The organism is Nitrospirota bacterium, from assembly GCA_040752355.1.
In the GTDB taxonomy this organism is placed as follows: domain Bacteria; phylum Nitrospirota; class Thermodesulfovibrionia; order Thermodesulfovibrionales; family Dissulfurispiraceae; genus JBFMCP01.
Genome location: JBFMHE010000015.1, coordinates 28,134 through 52,123 on the forward strand (window position 1 = coordinate 28,134; position 23,990 = coordinate 52,123).

Here is a 23,990-nt window from a genome sequence, read left to right on the forward strand (position 1 = left end):
GATGCGTGCACTTATTGTCGATGACGAGCAGAACATAAGGAAGATCATAAAGGTCCTGGTCGATGAGGGGGGATTCGATTCCCATGAGGCGGGCGGACTTGCAGAGGCGACCACGCTCATCGGCCAGCACTACTTCGATATCGCCATTGTCGATCTCCGCCTCGGTGACGGGTCCGGCATCGACCTGCTCAAAGCAATCAAGGAGCAGCACCCCGAGACGGTCGTACTCATCATAACCGCCTTCGCATCCACGGAGACCGCCATATCGGCAATGAAGCTGGGCGCCTATGACTATGTGACGAAGCCCTTCAACCTGGATGAGATAAGGGTAGTCCTGAAGAATATAAAGGAGAAGATACTCCTTCAGAAACAGGTCAAGGAGCTCCGCCAGTATGCCGATGCCTACCAGAGCATCGTCGGCAAGTCCGAGGCGATGCAGCGGGTCTTCAATATGATAGAAAAGATCGCTCCCTTCGATACGAGCGTGCTTATCATTGGCGACAGCGGCACAGGCAAGGAGCTCGTTGCAAAGGCTATACACAACAGGAGCAGACGCGCTGAGAAATCTTTCATCGCTATCAATTGCGCGAGCCTGCCCTCGGAGCTTCTCGAGAGCGAGCTCTTCGGGTATGCGAAAGGCTCGTTCACCGGCGCCTACACCTCGAAGAGAGGGTTGATCGAGGAGGCGCATGGCGGTACGCTCTTCCTGGACGAGATCGGCGAGATGCCGCTCTCGCTCCAGGCGAAGCTGCTGCGATTTCTGGAGGATAAGAAGATTCGTCCTCTCGGCAGCGGCAGCGAGATAGAGGTGGATGTGCGCATCGTGGCAGCGACAAACAAGGTCCTGGGTGACTTGAAAGAGAAGAACGAGTTCAGGGAGGATCTCTACTATCGCCTTGCGACCTTCGAGATACGGATGCCTTCTTTGAAGGAGAGAAAAGAGGACATCCCTCTGCTGATTAACCACTTTGTCAAACTGTTTTCTAAAAAGCTGGAGAAAGAGATCACAAAGATCGATCCCGCTTTCATCGATTACGTGGTGAGTCAGGAGCTGAGGGGCAATGTGCGGGAGCTTAAAAATATAATAGAGCGGGAAATCATTCTCTCTGAAGATGGGCACTTGCGATGCACGGTATGCCCTGTCGCCTCTCCTTCCAGCTCTTCTCTGGAAATTCCCGATTCCGGCGTCGATCTGAATGCGTATCTGAGCGGGATAGAAAGGGAACTGCTGAATAGAGCCCTGGAAAAAACAAAAGGAGTAAAGACAAAGGCAGCGGAGCTTCTGGGCCTCTCCTTCAGAGAGTTCAGATACAGGATATCGAAGTACAGGAGCGGGAGTCCTTCCGGGCCGGAAGAGCAAGACCGAAAGCGCTCCGCTTAGGTAATCACTTGCCGCCGATTGCCTCGCCCATCTTGAATATGGGCAGATACAAGGCAATAACGATATAGCCGATCGTCGTTCCCAAGAAGACCATCAGCATGGGTTCGAGCATGGTGGTGAGGTTTGCCACCGCATTATCGACTTCATCATCATAGAAGTCGGCGATCTTCACGAGCATCGCGTCGAGGGCGCCTGTCGACTCGCCGACATTGATCATCTGGCAGACCATCGGGGGAAAGACAGTCGAATGAGAGAGGGGTTCGGCAATGGTCTTGCCTGATGCAACCTCTTTTCTCACCCCGAAAACGACTTCCTCAATCACCTTGTTCCCCGAGGATCTGGCGCATATTTCGAGCCCATCGAGTATGGGCACTCCGCTGCTCAGGAGTGTTCCGAGGGTCCTCGTGAAGCGCGCTACAGCGACCTTTCTCATGAGGTCTCCAACAATAGGCAGCTTAAGAAATATCTGGTCGGTTTTCTTTCGACCCCCTTCAGTCCTCCGATATTGCCGGAAACCTAAGATGGTACCGACTATAGAAAAAAATACAATTATTCCGCCGATGCCCCCCAGAAATCTACTCAACCATATCACGCTCAACGTCGGTGCAGGAAGCTTGGCTCCCATCTCACCGAATATCTTTGCAAATATGGGAATGACGAAGATCATGATGATTGCGATGACCAGCACTGCAACCGATATGACGATGCCGGGATAGATCATCGCGCCTTTTACTTTTTTCTTCAGCTTCATCGCCTTTTCGATGTATCCGGCGAGTCTCATGAGCACGTTGTCGAGCACGCCGCCTGCCTCGCCTGCTGCAACGAGATGGACGTAGAGGTCGTCGAAAATGCGTTTATGCTTCTTCAGTGCATCGGCGAGCGTCGTCCCTGTCTCGACATCGGTTTTGATATCGCCGATTATGGCGCCCAGCGACCTGTTCTCGGTCTGTCTCGAGAGGATATCGAGGCCCTGCACGATCGGGATGCCTGCGGTGAACATGGTGGCGAACTGGCGGGTGAAGACGACGAGGTCTTTATCGGTGATCTTCTTTTTCTTGCCGCGGGTTTTTTGGGAGGCCTCTTTCTTCTCGTTGATTACGGTGGGGATGACGCCCTGCCTCCTGAGGAGCGCAACGAGCTCGTCCCTGTTGCGGGCAGAGGTCTCGCCGCTCTTTACGGCGCCCTGGAGGGTTTTACCTGTCCATGCGAAGGTTGCCATGATCGTCCCTTGTGCTCAATCGTAATCGAAGCCGGTGGCGCTGCGATGTGATGGCTATCACAACTTTTCCAAGACGGTAGTCACCGCACTCATTTTATCGGCGACTTCGGAACGAACTTTACCCTATCTCTAAACATACTTATATATAAAGCGGTTACATTAAGAGTATCTATATATAAAGTTGGAGCCACTAACGAAATAACGCAGCTTAGAGTCGGGCGAGGCATAGTATGTGGAGCGGTATCAGCAGCCCAAAGCGGAATCATGGATGATGGAGCGGGCTGGTGCCTCGGAGGACGGCTCGGATGCCGTCCGAGAATGAGCGAACATACTGTGCCTCGTCCGACTCCCCCTGCTCACTTCGTTAGATGTCCTTAGCACCAATAAAAAGGGCACTGCCGTAGAGCAGTGCCCTCCATGTACGGAAGGTTCAGGTTAGTCGTTGAAGGTCGGGCGCGGCCAGAGTCCCGCTGCCTTGACGATGCCCTCCATGGCGCTCTCCCACTCGATCGCCTGGATGTGGACGCCCTTGATGCCCGGGATCTCGAGGACCTGTTGAACCAGCTCGACCGCGATCTTGATGCCCTCGGCCTCCTGCAGCTCCTTCATCTTTTTCTTGTCGTCGCCGGCAGCCTCTTTCGCCTTCGCCATTCTCTCGATCAGCGGCTTGGGAACGCTGACACCCGCAACGGACGAATCCATGTACTTGAGCATCATCGCGCTCTTCGGAACGATGATGCCGCCGAGAATCGCCGTCCGCTCGTGGAGGCCGAGATTCCTGACGATCTCCATCTGCTTCTTGAACTGCTCCACGTCGTAGATACCCTGCGTTTGGATGAAGTCCGCGCCGGCATCCACCTTCTTCTTCAGGCGGTAAGGCCGGAAATCGAGGGGCTCTCCGCCCGGGGTAAAGGCAGCGCCGATGAAGAACTTGGGCGGCACCTCGATCTTGTCCCCGCCCTCCTGGAGGCTCTCGTCGCGCATCTTCTTGAGGATGCCGACGAGCTGAATGGAATCGACATCATAGACATTCTTGGCGCCCGGATGCCCTTTGAGCCTTCCCGCTGCGCTGAAGGACTGGTGGTCGCCTGCGATGCAGAGGCAGTTCTTCAGACCGAGGGCCGCTGCGCCGAGCAGGTCGGCCTGCATGGCGATGCGGTTGCGGTCGCGGCAGGTCATCTGCATGACCGGCTCGAGCCCTTCCCTGAGCGCAAGATAGGCTGCGGCGATACTCGAAATGCGCACCACCGCCGTCTGGCAGTCGGTGATGTTCGCCGCGTCGCAGGTCCCCTTGAGCAGCTTCGCCTTGTGTATCACCTCATGCGGATCGGCGCTCATCGGGGGGCCGAGCTCTGCCGTCACCGCCGGTTTTCCGCTTGCAATAACCTTTTCGAGATTGCTTCCGCTTTTCATTGTCCTGTATCCTCCGCCCTTATGACGCTTTCTTTTCTTCTTGCTCTTCGAGGTCCTGTATGTGCTGCAGCACCACCCGGCGCGGTCCGCCGTAGAACCCTGTTGACCAGTTCCGCGGAGGCTGGATCTCGTACAGTTTCTCGAGGGTGCCGAGCTGCTTCATCCTCTCGACGATCAGGTACCAGCCGCAATCGACCTCCTGACTGATCTCGCACTTGCCTTTATTGGTGCCGCCGCAGGGCCCGTTCATGAGCGACTTAGAGCAGCGGGCTATGGGGCATATTCCGCCGGTGAGGTGGAGGATGCAGTTGCCGCAGCCTGCGCAGAGCTCTTTGAAGACGCCTGCCTGCGGAACCGCTCCGTAGAACGAGGTGTTGACCCCGGGGTATACCGGGACATTCCCGATCCTGTCGGAGAGGAAGTTCACTCCCACGCCGCAGGCGGTGGAGACCACCAGGTCCTGTGCCTTGAGCTGCTCCATCACCGGCTCGAAGAACTCGGGCTCGCACTGGCGCTCGATGCCGCCGTTGGTTATCTCCATGGCAGCGCCTTCCTGCGCAGCCTTCATCCTGAGCATCGAGGCGATGATCTCCGCCTCTTTGCCGCCCCCTGCATGGCAGATCGCCACGCAGGTGTTGCAGCCCAGGACCATCACTTTCTTGAAGCCCCTGACCATTTCCCAGATCTCTTCAAATGGCTTTTGTGTGCCGACTATCATTTCTGCTCGCTCCTTTTCGATTCGGCGTTCTTGCCGTCATTGCGGCCGTTCTTCCGGCATACCGCAAACCACAGCGGAGAGGGACCGAGACTCCTGATCTTCTCGGTGAATTCCGTGCAGATAGCAGCCCATTTCGGACCCATCGCCGCCGAGAGATTGTACATCTCGAGCCGCGCCGGGTCGACGCCGACAGTGGCCAGCAACTTCTTTATGTACTCGATTCTGCGTGCCGCGTATAAATTACCTTCCAGGTAATGGCATTGTCCCCGCAGTCAACCGGCGACGAAGACGCCGTCGACGCCCCGCTCGAAGGCCCGAAGCACATGGATGTGGTCGAGCTTGCCGGTGCAGGGGAGGCGGATGACCTTTACATTGGAAGGATACGAGAGCCGCATCACTCCTGCCAGGTCTGCTGCGGCAAAGGCGCAGTAGTGGCAGGCGAAGGCAAGGATGTTAGGCTCCCAGCCCTCCGGCGCCTCCCGCGGCTTCTCGATGGATGAAACGCCGCTCTGTGCCGTTGTTTCCTCGGTTGTGCTCATTCCTGATCCTCCTCTATAAAAACAAGCGTTCCTCTGTTGTTAAGCCGTCTCGCACTCTACCGCTGCATCGATCATGGCAAGGACCTGGTCATCACGGAAATTGTTGACCTGGAACGCCTTGGCAGGACAGATGCCGGCGCAGATGCCGCAGCCCATGCACTTGACCTCGTTGTGCGAGACCTTGCCGTCTTCGGCAATATAGGGCGAGTCGAAGGGGCACACCCTGAAACAGCTGAGGCAGGACATGCAGAGCTCCCTCCGGTGCTTCGCGATGATTCCGGACACCGCCAGCCGCTGGTGGGAGAGGACCACTCCTGCGCGGCCCGCTGCTGCCAACGCCTGGGTGATCGTCTCGTCCAGGTTCTTGGGCGCATGGGCCAGACCGGCGACGAAGATGCCTTCGCTCGGGAAATCCACCGGGCGGAGCTTGACATGCGCCTCGAGGAAGTAGCCGTCGGGATTGCGGGTGACCTTGTACATCTCGCCGACCTGGTCGGTCGTGGGATGGGGCCTGAGCCCGGTAGAGAGCGCCACCCAGTCGGCGTCCAGCGACAGCTCCCTGTCCAGCATGTAGTCCCATGTCCTGACCTGCAGACGGTCGCCCGCCTTCTCGACTGCCGGCTTCCTGTCTACCTCATAGCGCACGAAGAGCACGCCGAGCTCACGCGCCCTCTTGTAGAAGTCCTCGCGCAGGCCGTAGGTGCGGATATCCCGGTAGAGAATGGTCACCTGTGCATCGGGGTTCTTTTCCTTGATCGCGATGGCGTTCTTGACCGCATCCTGGCAGCAGATGCGGGAGCAGTACTGGTTCGGCTCCTCCCGCGACCCGACACACTGGATCATCACAAAGGATTCGCCGGTCTTCGGTGTCTCTCCGGCAGCGAGCCTCTTCTCGAGCTCCCGCTGGGTGACGACCCGTTTGCTGTCGTCGAACAGATACTCCGTCGGCTCGTATTCTACGCCGCCGGTAGCCAGGATGATCGTTCCATGCTCGAAGGCGGAGCCGTCGGTCAGCGTGGTCTTGAAGTTGCCGACGAAGCCTTCGGTCTTTTTCACCTCGGCGCCGGTATGGAGCCTGATGCGCGGATGACTCCTCACCGCTTCTATCCGCTGCTTCAGGAATGCCTGGACATCGCTCCCTTCGAGGGTGCGGTGGAGATTCCTGACGAGGCCGCCCAGCTCGCTCTCCTTCTCGATGAGGTGGACCTCGAAGCCCTGCTCAGCCAGGGCGAGGGCAGAGGTCATTCCCGCCACGCCGCCGCCGATGATCATGCAGGAGGGGGTGACGCCGACCGTATCGGTCTGTATCGGCTTCTGGAGCCTCGACTTGGCGACAGACATCTTGACGATCTGTTTCGCCTTCTTCGTCGCCTCTTCTTTCTTGCCCATATGGCACCAGGAGCACTGCTCGCGGATATCGGCGAGATCGAAGAGATACTTGTTCAGTCCTGCATCGCGTATGGTCTCCTGGAAAAGCGGCTCATGGGTACGCGGCGTACAGGAGGCGACAACGACCCGGTTCAGGTTCTGCTCCTTGATCGTCTGTTTGATGACTTCCTGGTTGTCCTGCGCACAGGCATAGATGGTGTTTGTCGCATAGACGACGCCGGGCAGCTCCTTTGCCGCCTCGACCACCTTGTCGATATCGACGGTTGAGGCGATATTGATGCCGCAATGGCAGACGAAGACGCCGATTCTCGCGTCCTCGGCAGCGACATCCCTCTCAGGAGGCAGCTCTTTCTTCACCGTCTCGGTGCCGCGGGCCTCGCCGAGGAGGGCCATGGCCTCCCCTGCAACGGCGCTTCCCTGCATCACCGTATCCGGAATGTCTTTGGGCCCCTGGTAGGTGCCGGTGACAAAGATACCCTCTTTGCTGGTCCTCACCGGGAGGAGCGGAGAGGTCCTGGCGAATTTATAGGCGTTGGTCTCTATGCCGAAGGTCTTGGCGAATTCATCGGCGTTCTTGTGCGGCTCGAGCCCGACCGAGAGGACCACCATATCGAAGCTCTCATCGATAAGCCGCCCCTCTTCGTCGGCATAGCGCGTAATGAGATTGCCGGTGCCGGGCTCTTCCCTGACCGCCGAGACCATGGCGCGCTGATACCGCACGCCGTAATCCTTCTTTGCCCTTTCCACATACTTGTCGAAGTCTTTTCCGAAGGCCCGCATCTCCATGTAGAAGATGGTGGGCTCGATGCGCTTGTCGTGCTCTTTGGCGATGATCGCCTGCTTGGTCGCGTACATGCAGCAGACCGAGGAGCACCAGGGATTGGCATTGTGCGAGTCCCTGGAGCCGACACACTGGATCCAGGCGACCTTGTGCGGATGCTTCTCGTCGGAAGGCCGTTTCACCTCGCCCTTATACGGACCCGAGGCCGAGAGGATGCGCTCGAACTGAATGGAAGAGACCACATTGGGCCAGCGCCCGAGACCGAGCTCGCCGCGCACCTTCGCGTTGTAGCGGTCCAGGCCCGGAGCGAGAATAACGGCGCCGACGTTTACTTCTATCTCCCGGCCCTTGTCTTCGTAATTGATCGCGCCCGCCTTGCAGACCTTCTGGCAGCTGCGGCAGACGCCTTTGGTGAGATAGAGACACTGGCCCGCGTCGATCGCCCTCGTGTTCGGCACCGCCTGGGCGAAGAGCGAGTAGATCGCCTTGCGCGTCGCGAGCCCCTGCTCGAACTCGCTCGTCACCTTCTTGGGGCATTTCGCTTCGCAGTCGCCGCAGCCCGTACACTTTTCGGGATCGACATACCGGGGAGCGAGCTTTATTGTTGCCCGGTAGTTGCCGGGTCCGCCTTCTACCGAGGTCACCTCGGCGAGGGTGTGGATATCGATGTTCAGATGCCTGCCCACCTCGACCATCTTGGGCGAGATCATGCACATGGCGCAATCGCCGGTCGGGAAGGTCTTGTCGAGCATGACCATCGTGCCGCCGATGGAGGGATCTTTTTGCACGAGATGGACTTTGAATCCGCTGTCGGCGAGGTCGAGGGCGGCCTGCATCGATCCGATGCCGCCGCCGACGATGAGGACCGAACCGCGCTTCTTGCCACCGTTATTAGATGAAGGGTTCGCGCTCATAGCAGTTTCAGCTCCTTTAACAGTCCCATTGCATCGGTAAAGTGCCGGTCGATCTGCATCTGCCGGGCATCGAGGCCGAGGGCGACACCGATCAGCTCGGTGATGAAGTAGACCGGCAGACGCTCGGGGATGCCGAATTTCTCTCTCACCTGGTCCTGGTAGGCGTCCAGGTTGAACTGGCACATCGGGCAGGTGACGACAAAGCAGTTGGCGCCGCGGGCAAGGGCGTCTTTCATGATCCTCGACATCAGGAAGAGCGAGGTGTCGGTATCGTTGACCGAGGCGGCGGCGCCGCAGCAGTCGGTCTTGAAGCTCCAGTCGAGGGGCTTTGCGCCGAGGGCCTTGAGGACCGTCTCCATCCCCTGCGGATTCTCGACACTGTCGGGGACATCCAGGTCCATCGGGAAGCGGGTCATGAGACAGCCGTAGTAGCAGACCGGGACCAGCCCCTCGAGCTTCCTGGCCGCCTTCTCGGCGAGCTCGCCGGAGGTGACCTTCGGAAGGAGGACTTCGAGGATGCTCCTGATCTTCGTTTTTCCTTCGACCTTCTTGCTCAGCTCTTCATTGATCGTCTTCTTCAGCTCGGGGTCCTCGAGCAGCTTCTTCTGGGAGACGAGGGTCCTGCTGTAGCAGGAGGAGCAGGGAATCACCATCTCCGCATAACCGCTGGCATCGACGATACCGAGGTTGCGGGCGGGGAGGGCGATGGAGAGGAACTCATCGGTCTTTGCGGCCGAGGTTGCGCCGCAGCAGTTCCAGTCCTCTATCTCCTTGAGCTCGATCCCCAGCTTACCGAGCACCGCCTTGCACTGGATATCGTAAAGCTCGGACGAAGCATGTAAGGTACAACCGGGATAGTACGCTATCTCTACCATAAAATACCCCTACTTTGCCTTTTCCCTGGACTTTTTATAAAGGTTCTTGACCTCGGAACGGTTCCTGACCTTTCCGAGCCCGAGATGCAGCCTCTTCTTGCCCATCATCGCGAGACCCAGCCGGGAGGCGCTCTTCACTTCGTCGAGCGCAGCCTTCATGCCGCCCTCTTTCATCTCCTTGACGATATAAAGTCCCATGAACTCCGCTTCGTTGAACCGGCCGAAGTGCGCTGCAGACTTCATGAAGGATTCATGGAAAGCGGCCACCTTGGGGAGCAGCGGCTGGCTGTGGTTTTCCTTGGACATCTGCTTCAGGGTCTCGTTGATGCGGGCGGTCTGGATATTGTTGGGGCAGCGCGTACCGCAGGTATAGCAGGAGAGGCACTTCCAGACGAGGAGGTTGTTGAGGGCTGCCTCCTTGTCGCCGAGCAGGATCATCCTGATGAGGCGGTCGGGAGTGACCCCTTCGGTCTCTTCTCCTACCGGGCAGCCTGCTGCACAGCGGCGGCACTGGTAGCAGGCGCGCAGGTTCTGGCCCGACCGGTCGACGATTTCCTGTAACAGAGACGTGGAGAGCGCAGGCTCATACTTCAATGCAGTTCTCGACATAGCCTACTCCTTCAGAAGACTTTACTCTGGAATTCCCGCACGATACAGGTATGCCAGGGGCGTCTTTTATACGAGGATAATTAAAATTTATATTACCATCGCCTTTCTGGTTTATGCAATAAAAAGGCGCCGCTCAAAAGGAGGGGGCAGAGGTGAGTCATTTGGAGCGGCATGGGCAGCCCAAGCGGAGCCCCGCCCCAAAAAGACGTTGTCTTTTTGGGGACCCCATAGAGATGCAGAGGGCTCCCGGAAAGTCGTAGACTTTTCGGGAATTCCGGAGCGGGTCGGTACGACTCGATTCCGAGCTGCCCCGCCTCGGAGGTCGCATCGACCGAGAATGAGCGAAAATGACTCACCTCTGCCCCCTCCTCTTCTGATCGCTATCCCCGGAGCGCCGCAGATTCCTGTACGCCCCGGGGTATCATCATAATCTTGGCATTTCAGGTGCTTACTTTATGCCGGCGTGCATCTTTGCCGACGTGACGGTGTTCTTCATGAGCATGGTGATGGTCATCGGACCGACGCCGCCGGGCACAGGGGTGATGGCGCCGGCAATCTCTTTGGCAGCATCGAAATCGACATCGCCCTTGAGGATGGGGACCATCTTGCCGGTCTTCTCGCTCTTCTTTTCACCGACGCGATTGACGCCCACATCGATGACGCAGGCGCCGGGCTTGATCCATTCGGGTTTTACCAGGCCCGGCACGCCGGCAGCGACGATGAGGATATCGGCGCGCTTGCAGTGAGACTGGAGGTTTTTCGTCCCGGTATGCACGATGGTGACGGTGGAGTTTGCACCTCTGCCCTTCTGGAGCATGATGTTGGCGATGGGCTTGCCGACGATATTCGAGCGGCCGACCACCACGACCTCGGCGCCCGAGGTCTCATAGCCGGAGCGCACGATCAGCTCCTGTATGCCGGCAGGGGTGCAGGGGAGGAACTTCGCCTCCGAGCCGCCGATCATCAGGCGGCCCACATTGACCGGATGGAAGGAATCGACGTCCTTGTCGGGGTCGATGGCATTGAGGACCTTTTTCTCATTGATATGTTTGGGGAGCGGGAGCTGGACGAGGATGCCGTGGATCTTCGGATCCTTGTTGTACTTTTCGATGAGCGTGAGCAGACCCTCTTCGGAGAGGTCCTCGGGCTGATCGTCCTGAATGGAGTGGAAGCCGAGCTCATGCGCGGTCTTCTGCTTGGCGGTAACATAGCTGACTGAAGCGGGGTTCTTGCCTACCAGGATGGTGACCAGGCCGGGCACGACCCCTGTTTTTGCTTTCAGATCGGCTACTTCCTTCTTGAGCTCCTCCCTGATCTGCGCTGCTACTTCGGTGCCGCTGATGATTTTTGCTGACATTCTGACCTCCTCTTTAGCTTTTATTGAAAAACGGAAGCAAATATCGGTGTGTTAAGCGCCCTTGATCAGCGAGAGCATCTCTTCGCGGGTGCTCTGTTTCGACCTGAAGATCCCCCGCACTGCCGACGTCGTCGTCCTCGATCCCGGCTTTTTGATTCCCCTCATGCTCATGCAAAGGTGCTCTGCATCGATGACGACCATGCAGCCCCGAGGCTTGATCCTGGTCATGATCATATCGGCGAGCTGTGCGGTCAGCCGCTCCTGGACCTGCGGCCTCTTGGCGAGGTGCTCGAGGGCCTTGGCCAGCTCGCTCAAGCCGACGATATTGCCCGAAGGGATATAGGCGATATGCGCCTTGCCGATGAAGGGCAGCAGGTGGTGCTCGCAGACCGAGTAGAAGGGGATATCCTTCAGCAGCACCATCTCGTCGTGGCTCTCGCCGTCGATCGGCTTGAGCAGGTCCTCTTCAGGGTCTTGCAGTCCCGAAAAGATCTCGGCGAACATCTTCGCCACCCGCTCGGGCGTATCCTTGATGCCGGGCCTGGCAGTATCCTCCCCGATCCCTTCGAGGATCAATCTTACCCCTTCTCTAATTTTTTTTGCGTCCATCGAAGCGTAAAATCCTTCTATCGGTAACGATTATATCCATTTTCATATCATGGTCTTCGGAGAGAATGCGCTCCACCATCTGCTCTTCGTACGCCAGCGCAACGGTACGGGCCGCCGTACGACAAAGTAGTTTATCATAAAACCCCTTGCCGTATCCCAGCCTGTTGCCCTGCCCGTCGAAGGCGACGCCGGGCACGATGACGACATCGACCGCTGCAATATCGACACTCCGCTCTTCAGAGAGCTGCGGCTCGGGTATCCCCAGGTAGCCGGGGACGAGCTCTTCCATGGATTTGATTTCGTAGAGGGCGAGGAGGCCGCTTGCGCGGTCCACTTTCGGGAGGACGGCGCGCTTCCCCTCCGCGAGGCTCTGCCGGAGCAGGGTCAGGGTGTCGACTTCGCTCCTGAACGAGGCGTAGAAAAGAATGGTGCGGGAAGTATGAAATTCCGGGAGCTCCGCAAGGCGCTCTCCGATCGCCCGGTCTTTGGCGTTCCTGAGCTCCTCGCTTATGGCGTCACGGCGGGAGAGGACCTCTTTGCGCATCAGGCGCTTCTCGTTGAACAGGCTGCTCTCCTGGCCCCGGTCTTCCAAAGCGCCGCCCCTAGCGTCGCATCGACTGTTCGAGTCTGGCTTTGATCTCTTTGATGTCGCTGACAAGTGAAGAGGTCTGGAAAGGAGAGACGCCGCGCAGGTCGGCATCCATGACCTCCTGGCTGAAGCGCATGGCGCCCAGGAGCTCCATCTCGCCGAGGTGCTCCCGCAGAAAGGCGAGGTCGCTGTCGCTCCTCACCTTGTTGGCGACGACAAACACCTTCTGCACGCCGAGCCCTTTGGCAAGCTCTTTGACCGTATGCGCGGTCTGCACGCTCCTCTGTCCCGGCTCGACGACGACGATGAAGGCATCGACCGCCTCGGCAGTTCCGCGGGTGAGGTGCTCTATGCCCGCTTCCATATCGACGATGATCGCCTCATCGCGCTCGGCGATGAGGTGCTTGAGCAGTCTCCGTAAAAAGACATGTTCGGGACAGTAGCAGCCGGAAGCAGCCGCCTTCGACTTCCCCATGACGAGGAGGGTGACCCCATCGATCCGATGCCCGATCCCTTCGGGCAGGTCGTCGACCTTGGGGTTGAGCTTGAACATGCTGCCGGGGCTGCCCGGCCTGGCGCCGGTACGCTCCTCGATAAGGTCGTCCATCTCTGCGATGGGCCTCAGTTTCTGTATATCGGCGGGCTTCACCCCGAGGGCCTGCGCGAGATTGGCGTCCGGGTCGGCATCGACAGCGATGACCCGTTTCCCCTCTGATGCAAAGAGGTGGCTTAATACTGCCGAGAGCGTCGTCTTGCCGACGCCTCCTTTGCCGGTAACCGCTATCTTCATGATCTTAAATTATAACACAACGATACTGCCTCACAGCAGTTCCTCTGTAGTTAAGTTGCCCTGCTGTTTTGCCGTGTGTTATCATTTTTCATGGAAGCCAGAAAAATCATTGAGGATTCAGACCGCTACCTGATGCATACCTATAACCGCTTCCCCGTGGTGTTGAGAAAAGGCCGGGGAGTGAAGGTATGGGGCGCCGACGGCAAGGAGTATCTCGACTTCGTCGGCGGGGTCGCGGTGAATGTGCTCGGGCATTGCCATCCCAAGGTCGTCATCGCCCTCCAGAAGCAGGCGCAGCGGCTGCTCCATGTCTCGAACCTTTATCATATCGAGCCCCAGGTAAAGCTGGCCAGGATCCTCGTAACCCACTCTTTCGCCGATAAGGTTTTTTTCTGCAACTCGGGAGCGGAAGCCAACGAGGCTGCCATGAAACTGGCCCGGAAGTACGCGAAAGAGCATTCAGGGCATCGCGACCATGACCGCTACGAGATCATTACGGCCCTGAACTCCTTTCATGGGAGGACGCTCGCCACGATCACGGCTACGGGCCAGGAGAAGTTCCAGAAAGGGTTCGAGCCGCTCATGCCCGGCTTCAAGTATGTGCCGTTCAACGACATCCAGGCCCTCGAGGCAGCGCTGACCAGGAACACCTGCGCGGTCCTGCTCGAGCCGATTCAGGGCGAGGGCGGGGTGAAGCTCCCTTCGGAGGAGTACCTGAAACAGGTGCGGGAGCTCTGCGACCGGCATGACCTCCTCCTGATCCTCGATGAGGTGCAGACCGGGATCGGCAGGACAGGGAAGCTCTTCGCCTATGAGCATTACGGCATAACTCCCGACATCATGACCCTCGCCAAAGGGCTCGGCGGCGGCGCCCCGATCGGGGCTATGCTCGCGACCGACCGGGTGGCAGCGGCATTCAAGCCAGGCAACCATGCCTCGACCTTCGGCGGCAATCCGCTCGTCTGCGCAGCTGCGATCGCGACCCTGGAGGCGGTGATCGAGGACGGCTTCATCCTGGACCACTGCAACCGCATGGGGAACTATCTCGTGGAGCGTCTGGCACAGCTCAAAGAATACCACCAGCAGATCATGGAGGTGCGGGGCAGGGGCCTCCTCGTCGGCATGGAGCTCACCAGGGACGGCATGCCGATCGTCACCGCGTGCCTCGAGCGCGGCATCCTGATCAACTGCACCGGGGGCGGCAATGTGCTCCGGTTCATGCCGCCGCTGACGGTTGAGGAAAAGGATATCGACCATGTGGTGGGAGTCCTCGACGAGCTTCTGGAAAAGGCGCTATGAGGCGGAAGCGCGATTTTCTCACAGTAGGCGATTTGTCGCGCGATGAGCTGGGATACGTGCTCAAGCGAGCGCAGGAGCTCAAAGCCGGCGCCGACCGGCAGAAGTGCCCCCTCATCGGCAAGAGTGTCGGCCTCTTTTTCGAAAAACCCTCGACGAGGACGCGGGTCTCGTTCGAAGTGGGTATCTACCAGCTCGGGGGGCAGGCGCTCTACCTCAATCCCAAGGAGATACAGCTCGGCAGGGGAGAGACCATCGCCGATACGGCAGCAGTTCTTTCCCGCTATCTGAGTGGTGTCGTCTTGAGGACCCATACCCATGCCCTGATCCGGGAATTCGCCAGGCATGCAGCGGTGCCGGTGATCAACGGTCTCTCGGATATCCACCATCCCTGCCAGGCCCTGGCGGATCTGATGACGATCCAGGAGCGGAAAGGCAGGCTCGAAGGGATCAGGCTCGCCTACATCGGCGACGGCAACAACGTAGCCAATTCATTGCTCGAGGCAGCGGCGATGACCGGCCTCTCCATGATCATAGCCTGCCCCGAAGGGTGCGAGCCAGACCCCGAAGTGCTCGAAAAGGCCCGGCGGGAAGCCTCGGGAGAGATCGTGGTCCTCAGGGACCCCCGCGAGGCAGCGGGGAGGGCTGATGTGGTCTATACCGATGTCTGGGTGAGCATGGGGCAGGAGGCTGAGGCCGAAAGGAAGAAGGCGAAGCTCAAGGCATACCAGGTCAATGCTCAGCTCCTCCGGTGCGCGAAGCCCGAGGTGACCGTTCTCCATTGTCTCCCGGCTCATCGGGGAGAAGAGATCACCGATGAGGTGATGGACGGGCCCCACAGCGCTGTCTTTGACCAGGCCGAAAACAGGCTGCATACCGAAAAGGCGCTTCTTGAGTTTCTCTTGACCGCTTAATATACTGAATGCATGGTCTCTCTGCAGCGAACGCTTCTTTTTCTTGCAGTGATTGTTCTGGCTGCCTGCGCCCCTTCCCCGGGTAAATCGATCTTCGAGAGAGAGCGCTGCATCGAATGCCATAGCTTCAAGGGGCGGGGAGGCGCAGCGGGTCCTGACCTCACCGCAGTTCATAAGAGGCATGATGACGCATGGATCAGGGATAAGCTCAGAATGCCTCAAGCCGTTCTCCCCCACTCGGCGATGCCGAGCTACCGGCACCTCTCCGATGAAGAGATGCAGGCCCTTATTGATTACTTGAAAGAGTAGCCTCCCGCTTTCTTGACTTACCGTCGCGCTCTTAGATAAGATACACTTTCCGTAGGTACTTGCCCTGATTAGCCATAGGAGTTTTTTACTGCTCAGCGGGGCGCCAGCCGGTGGCCTGCGGTGGGAGGAAGATGCGCATCGCTATAGGTTCCGACCATGCCGGGCTCGATATGAAACGGGAGATTATCTCGCTTCTGACCGAGCTTGGCCACGACTACGTCGATTACGGCACAGAGACCCCGCAGTCCGTGGACTACCCCGATTTCGGTGAAAAGGTATCCGATGCCGTATCGACGGGAGCGGTCGAGAGGGGGGTCCTCATCTGCGGCACCGGGATCGGCATGTCGATCGTGGCGAACAAGTTCCCCTATGTCCGGGCATCGCTCTGCAACGAGCTCTTCTCCGCGCGGATGAGCAGGCTCCATAACGATGCGAATGTGCTCGTCCTCGGCGGAAGGATCATAGGTCGTGACCTGGCGCGCGAGATAGTCAAGACCTGGATGACCACTCCCTTCGAAGGGGGGCGGCATGAGAACAGGCTCAACAAAATAAAGCTCATCGAAGAGAGAATGTTAGCGAAAGGAACGAAAAGGATTCCCTGAGACAGCAGTGCTGCAGCCCCGGTGTGCTGCTGCCCGGGAATCCCTGCTGGTATTGAACAATGCATTTCGAACACCTCAAGAAGACGGACCGCGAGGTCTACGACGCCATCGAGAGCGAAACGAGGCGCGAGCAGGAAAAGATACTGCTCATCGCCTCCGAAAACTATGCGAGCCGGGCGGTGATCGAGGCCCAGGGCTCGGTGCTCACGAATAAATATGCCGAGGGATACCCCGGCAGGCGGTACTACGGCGGCTGCGAGTATGCCGACGCGATCGAGAGCCTGGCGATCGAGCGCGCCAAGAAGATTTTCGGCGCAGAGCATGTCAATGTGCAGCCCCATTCGGGAAGCCAGGCGAACATGGCGGTCTTCTTCTCCTGCCTGAAGCCCGGCGATACGATCCTCGGCATGAGTCTCGCCCATGGCGGGCACCTTTCGCACGGAGCAAAAGTAAATTTCACCGGGATCATCTACAACGCCGTCTCCTACGGCATCAAGAGGGAGACGGGCTATATGGATATGGACGAGGTGCAGAGCCTCGCACGGCAGCACAAGCCCAGGCTGATCATCGTCGGGGCGAGCGCCTACTCGCGCACCATCGACTTCAAGACCTTCTCCGCTATCGCGAAAGAGACGGGCGCCTATCTCATGGCCGACATCGCGCATATCGCCGGCCTGATCGCCGCGGGAGCGCACCCTTCGCCGTTCCCCTATGCCGACTTCGTGACCTCTACCACGCACAAGACGCTCCGGGGCCCCCGGGGCGGCATGATCATGTGCAAGGAAGAGCATGCCAAGGCGATCGATAAGATGATATTCCCCGGTATCCAGGGTGGACCGCTGGTGCATGTCATCGCCGCCAAGGCGGTCGCCTTCAAGGAGGCGCTGACGGAAGAGTTCAGGGAGTACCAGCACAAGATCGTGCGCAATGCGAAGAGCCTTGCCGAGGGATTGAGGAAGCGGGGCTTCAGCATCGTGTCAGGAGGGACCGATAACCACCTCATGCTCGTTGACCTCAGTGCCATGGAGGTGACCGGCAAGGATGCCGAGGAGGCGCTGGATGCGGCGGGCATTACGGTGAACAAGAACGCGATCCCCTACGATACGAAGCCGCCGGCGATCACGAGCGGTATCAGGCTGGGCACTCCCTGCGTCACCACCAGGGGCATGGGTGAAGCCGAGATGGATGAAATAGCCGATATCATCGCCACCGTCATCAGAAACAACGGTAACCTTTCCCTCCGCGCGGCGATGAACAACCGGGTCAAGGCGCTCTGCGACAAGTACCCGATCTACTGATTATGAAATGTCCCTTCTGCGGAAGCATCGAGGATAAGGTCATCGACTCGAGGACGAGTAAGGACGGTGACGTTATCCGCAGGAGGCGCGAGTGTCTCAAGTGTGCGCAGCGGTTCACCTCCTACGAGCGGGTCGAAGATCCCCTTCCCATGGTCATCAAGAAAGACGGCAGCCGCGAGTTCTTCGACAGCCATAAGATCATCACCGGGCTGAAGAAGGCCTGCGAGAAGCGCCCGATCCCCATCTCGAAGCTCGAAGAGGTCGAGAGCACCATCGAGAAGAAGCTCATCGGCATGGGGGTCAAGGAGATCAACAGCACCTGGGTGGGCGAGGAGATCATGTCCGCCCTGAAGGAGCTCGACAAAGTCGCCTATGTGCGGTTCGCCTCGGTCTACCGCCAGTTCAAGGACATCAACGACCTCATGGAAGAGGTGAAGGCGCTCTTCGAGCTGAAGGAGCTGAAGAAGCAGTAGCCCGCCGGGCAACCCGGCAGCAGAGCGGCCGGTATTACGGCGCGGCCTCCGATTCGACCCTTTCCTTGATCCTCCCCAGCCATGTTCTGAGCACCTCCCGCAGCTTCGTCTCGATCTCCTCGACCCTCTCTTCCCTCTCCCGTAACAGCACGTGCAGATTAAACGGGCTCTTTTACGAGGTAGACGGAGCAGGGAGCGCTCTCGATAATTTTTGCCGCCGGATTCCTCAGGATCTCGAGTCCCCGCTTGAACGGAGCGGCCATGACCAGCAGATCGTACCCGTTCTTCAGCTCCCTCAGTATCTCGTCGGGCACACGCCCCGCCACCATCTTGATCTCAGAAGCTACTCCGCGGGCCCTCTCCTTGAATTCCTGAACGGTCTTTTCGGCCAGGGCGTTTTCGTTGTCGGAAATGTAGGTGAGGAAGCCTTCCCGCGCATTGCTTCCCGAGAGCCAGTCGTGGCCGATGTACTCGGACCACGAGGCATCGAGAACGAAGAGAGCGGTAAGGCTTGCGCCGCGTTCCTTTGCAAGCCTCACCGCTTCTTCGATGGCGTCAGGCGATGAATCGAGCGCCAGGAGAATTTTCATCTAGGGGAGCTGTCCTCTCTCGGGCTCCAGGACCATGAGGACATCCTTTTTCTTCTTCACCGTGTCGCCCTCTTTTTTGGCGACCTTCACTACTTTCCCGTTGATCTTCGCCTTGATGTCCTTCTGGACTACCTTCTCCTCCGTAACCCCCTGGACCACCTTCTTCTCTTTTATTTCCATGGTGAGCAGCGTATCGCCTTTCTTCACGATGGAGTTCTCGGTGACCTTCACCGCCAGTATCTTCCCGTCCGACGGGGCTTTGAAAGGCACACTGGACACGAAGAACGCCATATAGGAAAGGACCGCGATCACCACGAGCCCCGCGGCGACGATGGAGGCCCAGTCTTCGTGCCGGTCACTCTTGAATACAGTCATTCCCTTTTTCTTTTCCTCAGCCATATCTCCTCCTCTTTAGAAATTCGCCACTTTGGGAACGAACAGCAGGATGATAATCAGCGCAAGCACGATCTTGATCAAGCCCGCCGCAACTCCTACTTTGAGCGGCCTGCCGCCGGCTGCCCGTATCTCGCGCACATCGATGTAGGCGCCGATCCCGACGAGCCCGATGCCGAATATCCAGGACATGACCTCCCGCAGGAGGTGCAGGGTCTCGGAACCCTCCTCGCCCAGGGCGCCGATGGAGGAGAGGGCGGTCATGCCGAAGAACCCCAGCACGAAGATGGGGAACTTGTCCTTCAGTATCTGCATCAGGGAAATATGTTCTGCATTCGCCTCGCCCTTCCAGAACCATGCGGTGATGAAGAAGACGACGAACGGAATGCTGATGACCCTCACCACATTCCATATCTCTCCGTAGGCGACCGCTGTTCCGGGAGCTATGTTGGGATTGTAGGCGAGGCATGTTGCGAGGACCTGCCCGGAGTTGAGGATGCCGGTGCCGACCCAGGCGCCGAACTGGTAATCCGACATATCGAGCGCCCTGCCGACGAACGGGGCGACGAACATGCTGACGATGCCGAACCCGAGGATCGTTGCAATGGCCATGGCGACTTCCGACGGCTTCGCTTTAACCGCAGTCGATGTCGCAATGGCAGCAGAGACGCCGCAGACGCCGCAGGCAGCGCCCATGGTGCCGATCATCGACCGGTCCATGCCGACGAGCCTCCCGTAGAGCATCACGAAGAATATCGTGCCGAAGACGAAGGACAGGATGAGGACGATGGCGATGCCGCCCACCTTGAAGAGGCTCTGAATGGTGTACAGCGAACCGAGCATGATAACGCCGGTCTTGATGAAGAGCCTCGTCGTCCTGAATCCTTCTTCCGCCCATCCCGGGATCTTCCCGCCGAAGAGCACGTTCCGGTAAAAGACCCCCACGATAATGGCGAGCAGGACATAGTTGAGGCCTGCGGCCTTCGTGAGCCATCCCTTCTGACCGAAGACTACCGCGTCCGCCATCCAGGGCTCGACATAGGTTCTCAACGCATAGAGCGTCAGGACCATCATCGCCAGGCCGGGGATTATCGCCGGCAGTTTTTGCAGTAAACTCTTATCCTCCATATACCTTCCTCCTTTACTTTATGACGAGAACATGGCAAGGAGCATGCTCTACCACCTTCGATGATACGCTCCCGAGCAGAAACTTCTTTGCGCCGTGTTTCCCGTGGGCGCCCACCACGACCATATCGGCGCCGGTCTCCCTGATCGTCTCGATGATCCTTTCTGCCGGGTGGCCCTCTTTGGTCAGAATCTCGGCCTTGATCCCCCTGGCCGCGATCTCGTCGGCCACCTTCTTCATCGATCCTTTTGCATCGGAGAACAGCGACTCGGTGATGGTCTTGCATTCATTGTCTGATACCTCCATGAGGCACAGGTCCGGAACAACGGTGACGATGTTCAGCACTCCCCCGGTCTTCCCGGCAATAGTCGCTGCCTCTCGCAGCGCCTTGTTCGCCTGCTCCGATCCGTCATGTGCGACTAGAATTTTCATCCCTCTCTCCTTTCCCTTTCTGGTCCCCTTCTGGTCCCCCTCTGGCCTTTCTCTCGCCCCCTCCAGGCTCATGAGCGCCGGTACACTGGCTGAGGGTCTGCTTTTGCCGAGCAAGTGCGGTGCCAGATAGTGAGCGGCTTGAAAGATAAGGAGATTTGTCGGAGAGTGCTGAAAAAATGTTCCCTTGCGGGAACGTGGAAGTGTGGCACGGGTTCCCGCAAGGGAACTTAGAGCCCCTGACGAACTGAAAGAGCTTGGGGTCGGACGAGGTACAGTAGGTGAGCGGTTTTAGCAGCCTGAAGCGAAGTCATGGATGACGAAGCGAGCTGGTACCTCGGAGGTCGTATCGACCGAGAATGAGTCGAACATACTGTGCTTCGTCCGGCTCCCTTTCCTCATTCTGTTAGACGCTCTTAATCGATCCCGTACTCTTTCATCTTTTTCCAGAGGACCTTTCTGCTTATGCCAAGCCGGGCGGCTGCTTCGATCTTCTTGCCGCCCGATTCATTGAGCGCCTTGATGATCCTCTGCCGCTCGAAGCATTTGAGGCTCGCTTCGAGGGTGAGGTCCTGGGTAATGCAGGGGGTCCTGTCGGTATCGTCCGATATCTCGTCGGGGAGATGCCTGAGATCGATAACCCCATCTTTTGAAAGCACCACGGCCCGCTCGATCGCATGCTTCAGCTCGCGCACATTGCCCGGGTAGCTATAGGCGAGGAGAGCGTCGTAGGCGAACTGTGAGAGCCTCACCTCGGTCTTGTTCAGCCGCTCCTTGAAGAGCTTGAGGAAATGGTCGATGAGATAGGGGATATCCTCTTTTCTCTCCCTGAGCGGCGGCAGGGCGATCGGCACGATATTGATCCTGTAGAACAGGTCCTCTCTGAAGGCGCCTGCCGCGACGCTCTCCTTCAGGCTCTTGCGGGTGGCATAAATGCCCCGTACATCGACCCGCACCGGCGTATTCCCTCCCAAGCGCGTTATGGTATTGTCCTCCAGCACCCGCAGCAGTTTCGGCTGGAGCGCTACCGGGATATCGCCGATCTCGTCGAAAAAGATGGTGCCGCCGCTCGCGTATTCGAATTTGCCCTTCCTCAATTCGGTGGCGCCGGTGAAGGCCCCCCGCTCGTGGCCGAAGAGCTCGGACTCGAAGAGGGTATCGGGAATGGCCGCGCAGTTGATCTTGACGAACTGCTTGGTGTTCCGCTGGCTCAGCCGATGGATGGCATTCGCCACCAGCTCCTTGCCGGTCCCGCTCTCGCCCTGAATCAGCACCGGGACATCGGTCCCGGCAACAGCGGCGATGCGGTCGAAGACGTCGCGCATCACGGGGCTTACGCCGATAATGCTCTCGAACTCCACCTTCTCCTTGAGGGTCTCCCTGAGGAAGGTGACCTCGTCCTCGAGCTTCCGGTAGCGGAAGAAGCGCTCGATGGCTATGAGGAGCTCGTCATTGGCAAAGGGCTTTCCGATATAGTCGAAAGCGCCCTCTTTCATCGCCTGGACCGCATCCTTCACCTCTGCATATCCGGTGATGATGATGACCCCGGTTTCGGGAGCGATCTCTTTCGTTCTCTTGAGAAGGGAGAATCCGTCCTTGCCGGGAAGCTTCAGGTCGGTAATGACGAGGTCGAACCGCTCTTTTTCGAGAGCGCGGAACCCCTCATCCCCCGTGGCGCAGAGCGAAACGGTATAGCCCTCGGAAGTGAGCAGGTGCTCCATGCCGAGCCGCATGATCGGCTCGTCTTCGACGATGAGGAGCTGCTTTTTCATGGCTGGAGCGGCAAGAGCACGGTAAAGGTCGTCCCTTCAGCCGAGGTCGTCACGCTTATTTCTCCCTTATGCTGTTCTACGATAGCCTTGCTCACCGTAAGGCCGAGCCCTGTCCCTTCCCCCATTCCCTTGGTGGTAAAGAAGGGGTCGAATATTCTGGGGAGTATCTCTTCCGGAATGCCGCTCCCCGTATCGGAGATCGCCACCGCACACGAGGCCCCGGCCCGTTGCGCCCGAATGGTCAGGGTCCCGCCTCCCTCCATCGCCTGAACAGCGTTTATGACGAGATTGAGAAAGACCTGCTCCAGCTTGCTGGCGTCCGCGGCTATGGGCGGGATGTCCGGGGAGAGCTCTCTGACCAGGACGATCCCTTTTTTGCCGATAAGGTATTCGGTAAGGCTGAGCACGGTCTCGATGATGCCGGCGATCCCGCACGGCGCAATGGACAACGGCGCATTCTTCGAGAGGTCGAGGAGGTTCTTTACGATCATCTGTATCCTGGTGAACCCTGCATTGACGATCTCGATATGCTGCCTTCTCTTCTCCTCGTCCATAGGGGTGCTGATCAGGTTGTTGAAGCAGAGCTTGATACCGCCGAGCGGATTGTTGATCTCGTGCGCAACCCCTGCCGCGAGCTGTCCCAGCGAGGCGAGCCGTTCCGTCTCGATCATCTGCTTTTCGATCTCGGCGGTCTTCTTGAGCTTTTCCTGGGCGTCCAGGAGGTGGCGTGCGAGGAGATTGAACGACGCGGTCACGTCGCCGATCTCGTCATGGCGCGAGATCGGGATATCCTTGCCGAGCGGCTCGTTCCCGTGCGCAATGCCCCTGAAAATGCGCGAGAGGTTGTGCAGGGGCTTGGATACGAGGCCCCGGAAGGTGCCGAAGAGGGCGATGAAGAGAATGCCGAGAGTCGCGATACCGAAGACAAAGGTGTCGAGCGCCACCTTCTTTACGTTGGCCAGCGCTACCGAGAGCGGGATAGCGACCGACTCTACCCCGACGATCGTATTGTCCTTCCAGCCGAACGTCCCGGTCGGACCGTACTTGGCGCGCAGCGGCTGCGGCGCATCCCCCGGCTCGCCGTGGCACTTGAGGCAGCTCTTCTCCGAGAGGATCGGCCGCACATAGACGAGATACTCCTTGCCGTCGATGGTTTCGATCCCCTGCCAGGAGGTCCTGTCCCTCCCCCCCTCGAAATAGCGCATCATCCGTACATGAAAGCGGTCGGCGCGGTTCTGGACATTGAGCGGCTTGTCCGATACTCTTTTATACACGTACTCGGGGAGGTCCCTGGCGAAGTGCTTCATGACCTGGAGATTGACATGCGTCGTCGACATCGCCTCGAGGACGAAGGCATCTTCCGTCGTCGTCCTCGACAGGAGATCGAACATCCTGGGACGCAGCGAGTCCTTGACATAGGTCCCCAGCGCCTTCACATGGGTCATGATGATAACGGTCTTGTCTTTTGCCTCGTTAATGACCTGGGCTTTCAGATACGCATAGAGGATCGCGGAGAAGAAGGCACAGAAAGCGAGGAGCAGGGCGCCGATCATCAAGCTGAACCGTATCCCGAGATTGAAGCTTCTGGTTCTCATCGTCTTTCTC

The 23,990-nt window shown here is 58.5% G+C and carries 24 protein-coding genes; 7 read left to right on the plus strand and 17 right to left on the minus strand.

Annotated features, from left to right (window positions below; translation table 11 throughout):
• Position 1 precedes the first annotated feature (1 nt).
• Complete coding sequence (locus AB1805_11475; GenBank protein ID MEW5746042.1) at positions 2 to 1,381, plus strand: sigma-54 dependent transcriptional regulator; 1,380 nt, start codon at positions 2 to 4, stop codon at positions 1,379 to 1,381.
• 4 nt (positions 1,382 to 1,385) lie between these two features.
• Here the strand turns inward: AB1805_11475 and AB1805_11480 are convergent, their stop codons facing one another.
• The 11 genes from AB1805_11480 to AB1805_11530 form a co-directional block, all read right to left on the minus strand.
• A complete protein-coding gene (locus tag AB1805_11480) occupies positions 1,386 to 2,600 on the minus strand; it encodes a type II secretion system F family protein (protein MEW5746043.1) in 1,215 nt (404 codons plus the stop codon).
• Positions 2,601 to 3,035: 435 nt separating this feature from the next.
• Entirely contained in the window at positions 3,036 to 4,013 is a 978-nt protein-coding gene (locus AB1805_11485; GenBank protein ID MEW5746044.1) for a methylenetetrahydrofolate reductase, read from the minus strand.
• 19 nt (positions 4,014 to 4,032) lie between these two features.
• On the minus strand, positions 4,033 to 4,731 hold the full coding sequence (locus AB1805_11490; GenBank protein ID MEW5746045.1) for a methylenetetrahydrofolate reductase C-terminal domain-containing protein: 699 nt from the start codon (positions 4,729 to 4,731) through the stop codon (positions 4,033 to 4,035).
• Positions 4,728 to 5,225 (minus strand): hydrogenase iron-sulfur subunit, encoded by a 498-nt coding sequence (locus tag AB1805_11495; protein ID MEW5746046.1) that lies wholly within the window; start codon positions 5,223 to 5,225, stop codon positions 4,728 to 4,730. The genes AB1805_11490 and AB1805_11495 overlap by 4 nt, the downstream gene beginning before the upstream one ends.
• 84 nt (positions 5,226 to 5,309) lie before the next feature.
• A complete protein-coding gene (locus AB1805_11500; GenBank protein ID MEW5746047.1) occupies positions 5,310 to 8,354 on the minus strand; it encodes an FAD-dependent oxidoreductase in 3,045 nt (1,014 codons plus the stop codon).
• Positions 8,351 to 9,229: a CoB--CoM heterodisulfide reductase iron-sulfur subunit B family protein gene (locus tag AB1805_11505; protein MEW5746048.1), complete on the minus strand. Its 879-nt coding sequence runs from the start codon at positions 9,227 to 9,229 to the stop codon at positions 8,351 to 8,353. Before AB1805_11505 ends, AB1805_11500 begins: the two co-directional genes overlap by 4 nt.
• A gap of 9 nt (positions 9,230 to 9,238) precedes the next feature.
• Positions 9,239 to 9,838, minus strand: coding sequence for a 4Fe-4S dicluster domain-containing protein (locus AB1805_11510; protein MEW5746049.1), 600 nt, complete (start codon positions 9,836 to 9,838; stop codon positions 9,239 to 9,241).
• Positions 9,839 to 10,286: 448 nt separating this feature from the next.
• Complete coding sequence (folD, locus tag AB1805_11515; protein MEW5746050.1) at positions 10,287 to 11,195, minus strand: bifunctional methylenetetrahydrofolate dehydrogenase/methenyltetrahydrofolate cyclohydrolase FolD; 909 nt, start codon at positions 11,193 to 11,195, stop codon at positions 10,287 to 10,289.
• Between the two features lie 51 nt (positions 11,196 to 11,246).
• Positions 11,247 to 11,804 (minus strand): GTP cyclohydrolase I FolE, encoded by a 558-nt coding sequence (folE, locus tag AB1805_11520; protein MEW5746051.1) that lies wholly within the window; start codon positions 11,802 to 11,804, stop codon positions 11,247 to 11,249.
• Entirely contained in the window at positions 11,785 to 12,396 is a 612-nt protein-coding gene (locus tag AB1805_11525) for a 5-formyltetrahydrofolate cyclo-ligase (GenBank protein MEW5746052.1), read from the minus strand. The genes folE and AB1805_11525 overlap by 20 nt, the downstream gene beginning before the upstream one ends.
• A gap of 10 nt (positions 12,397 to 12,406) precedes the next feature.
• Positions 12,407 to 13,183: a carbon monoxide dehydrogenase accessory protein CooC gene (locus AB1805_11530; protein ID MEW5746053.1), complete on the minus strand. Its 777-nt coding sequence runs from the start codon at positions 13,181 to 13,183 to the stop codon at positions 12,407 to 12,409.
• 90 nt (positions 13,184 to 13,273) lie between these two features.
• On the opposite strand from AB1805_11530, the gene AB1805_11535 reads away from it, so the two are divergent.
• From AB1805_11535 to nrdR, 6 genes are all read left to right on the plus strand, one after another.
• Complete coding sequence (locus AB1805_11535; protein ID MEW5746054.1) at positions 13,274 to 14,482, plus strand: acetylornithine transaminase; 1,209 nt, start codon at positions 13,274 to 13,276, stop codon at positions 14,480 to 14,482.
• Entirely contained in the window at positions 14,479 to 15,393 is a 915-nt protein-coding gene (gene argF, locus AB1805_11540; GenBank protein MEW5746055.1) for an ornithine carbamoyltransferase, read from the plus strand. The genes AB1805_11535 and argF overlap by 4 nt, the downstream gene beginning before the upstream one ends.
• Positions 15,394 to 15,405: 12 nt before the next feature.
• Positions 15,406 to 15,702 carry a cytochrome c gene (locus AB1805_11545; GenBank protein ID MEW5746056.1) on the plus strand — a complete coding sequence of 99 codons (297 nt, stop codon included), beginning with the start codon at positions 15,406 to 15,408 and terminating at the stop codon, positions 15,700 to 15,702.
• A gap of 131 nt (positions 15,703 to 15,833) precedes the next feature.
• Entirely contained in the window at positions 15,834 to 16,304 is a 471-nt protein-coding gene (rpiB, locus tag AB1805_11550) for a ribose 5-phosphate isomerase B (protein MEW5746057.1), read from the plus strand.
• Between the two features lie 59 nt (positions 16,305 to 16,363).
• Complete coding sequence (gene glyA / locus AB1805_11555) at positions 16,364 to 17,602, plus strand: serine hydroxymethyltransferase (GenBank protein MEW5746058.1); 1,239 nt, start codon at positions 16,364 to 16,366, stop codon at positions 17,600 to 17,602.
• Between the two features lie 2 nt (positions 17,603 to 17,604).
• Complete coding sequence (nrdR, locus tag AB1805_11560; GenBank protein MEW5746059.1) at positions 17,605 to 18,075, plus strand: transcriptional regulator NrdR; 471 nt, start codon at positions 17,605 to 17,607, stop codon at positions 18,073 to 18,075.
• Positions 18,076 to 18,233: 158 nt separating this feature from the next.
• On the opposite strand, the gene AB1805_11565 is transcribed toward nrdR, so the two are convergent.
• The 6 genes from AB1805_11565 to AB1805_11590 form a co-directional block, all read right to left on the minus strand.
• Positions 18,234 to 18,665, minus strand: coding sequence for a universal stress protein (locus AB1805_11565; GenBank protein MEW5746060.1), 432 nt, complete (start codon positions 18,663 to 18,665; stop codon positions 18,234 to 18,236).
• Positions 18,666 to 19,064 carry a biotin/lipoyl-binding protein gene (locus AB1805_11570; GenBank protein ID MEW5746061.1) on the minus strand — a complete coding sequence of 133 codons (399 nt, stop codon included), beginning with the start codon at positions 19,062 to 19,064 and terminating at the stop codon, positions 18,666 to 18,668.
• Positions 19,065 to 19,076: 12 nt separating this feature from the next.
• Positions 19,077 to 20,186, minus strand: a complete 1,110-nt coding sequence (locus AB1805_11575; protein MEW5746062.1) for a putative sulfate exporter family transporter — start codon at positions 20,184 to 20,186, stop codon at positions 19,077 to 19,079.
• Between the two features lie 13 nt (positions 20,187 to 20,199).
• Positions 20,200 to 20,616 carry a universal stress protein gene (locus tag AB1805_11580; GenBank protein ID MEW5746063.1) on the minus strand — a complete coding sequence of 139 codons (417 nt, stop codon included), beginning with the start codon at positions 20,614 to 20,616 and terminating at the stop codon, positions 20,200 to 20,202.
• 413 nt (positions 20,617 to 21,029) lie between these two features.
• Positions 21,030 to 22,385 carry a sigma-54 dependent transcriptional regulator gene (locus tag AB1805_11585; protein MEW5746064.1) on the minus strand — a complete coding sequence of 452 codons (1,356 nt, stop codon included), beginning with the start codon at positions 22,383 to 22,385 and terminating at the stop codon, positions 21,030 to 21,032.
• Positions 22,382 to 23,980 carry a DUF3365 domain-containing protein gene (locus tag AB1805_11590; protein ID MEW5746065.1) on the minus strand — a complete coding sequence of 533 codons (1,599 nt, stop codon included), beginning with the start codon at positions 23,978 to 23,980 and terminating at the stop codon, positions 22,382 to 22,384. Before AB1805_11590 ends, AB1805_11585 begins: the two co-directional genes overlap by 4 nt.
• Positions 23,981 to 23,990: the final 10 nt, after the last annotated feature.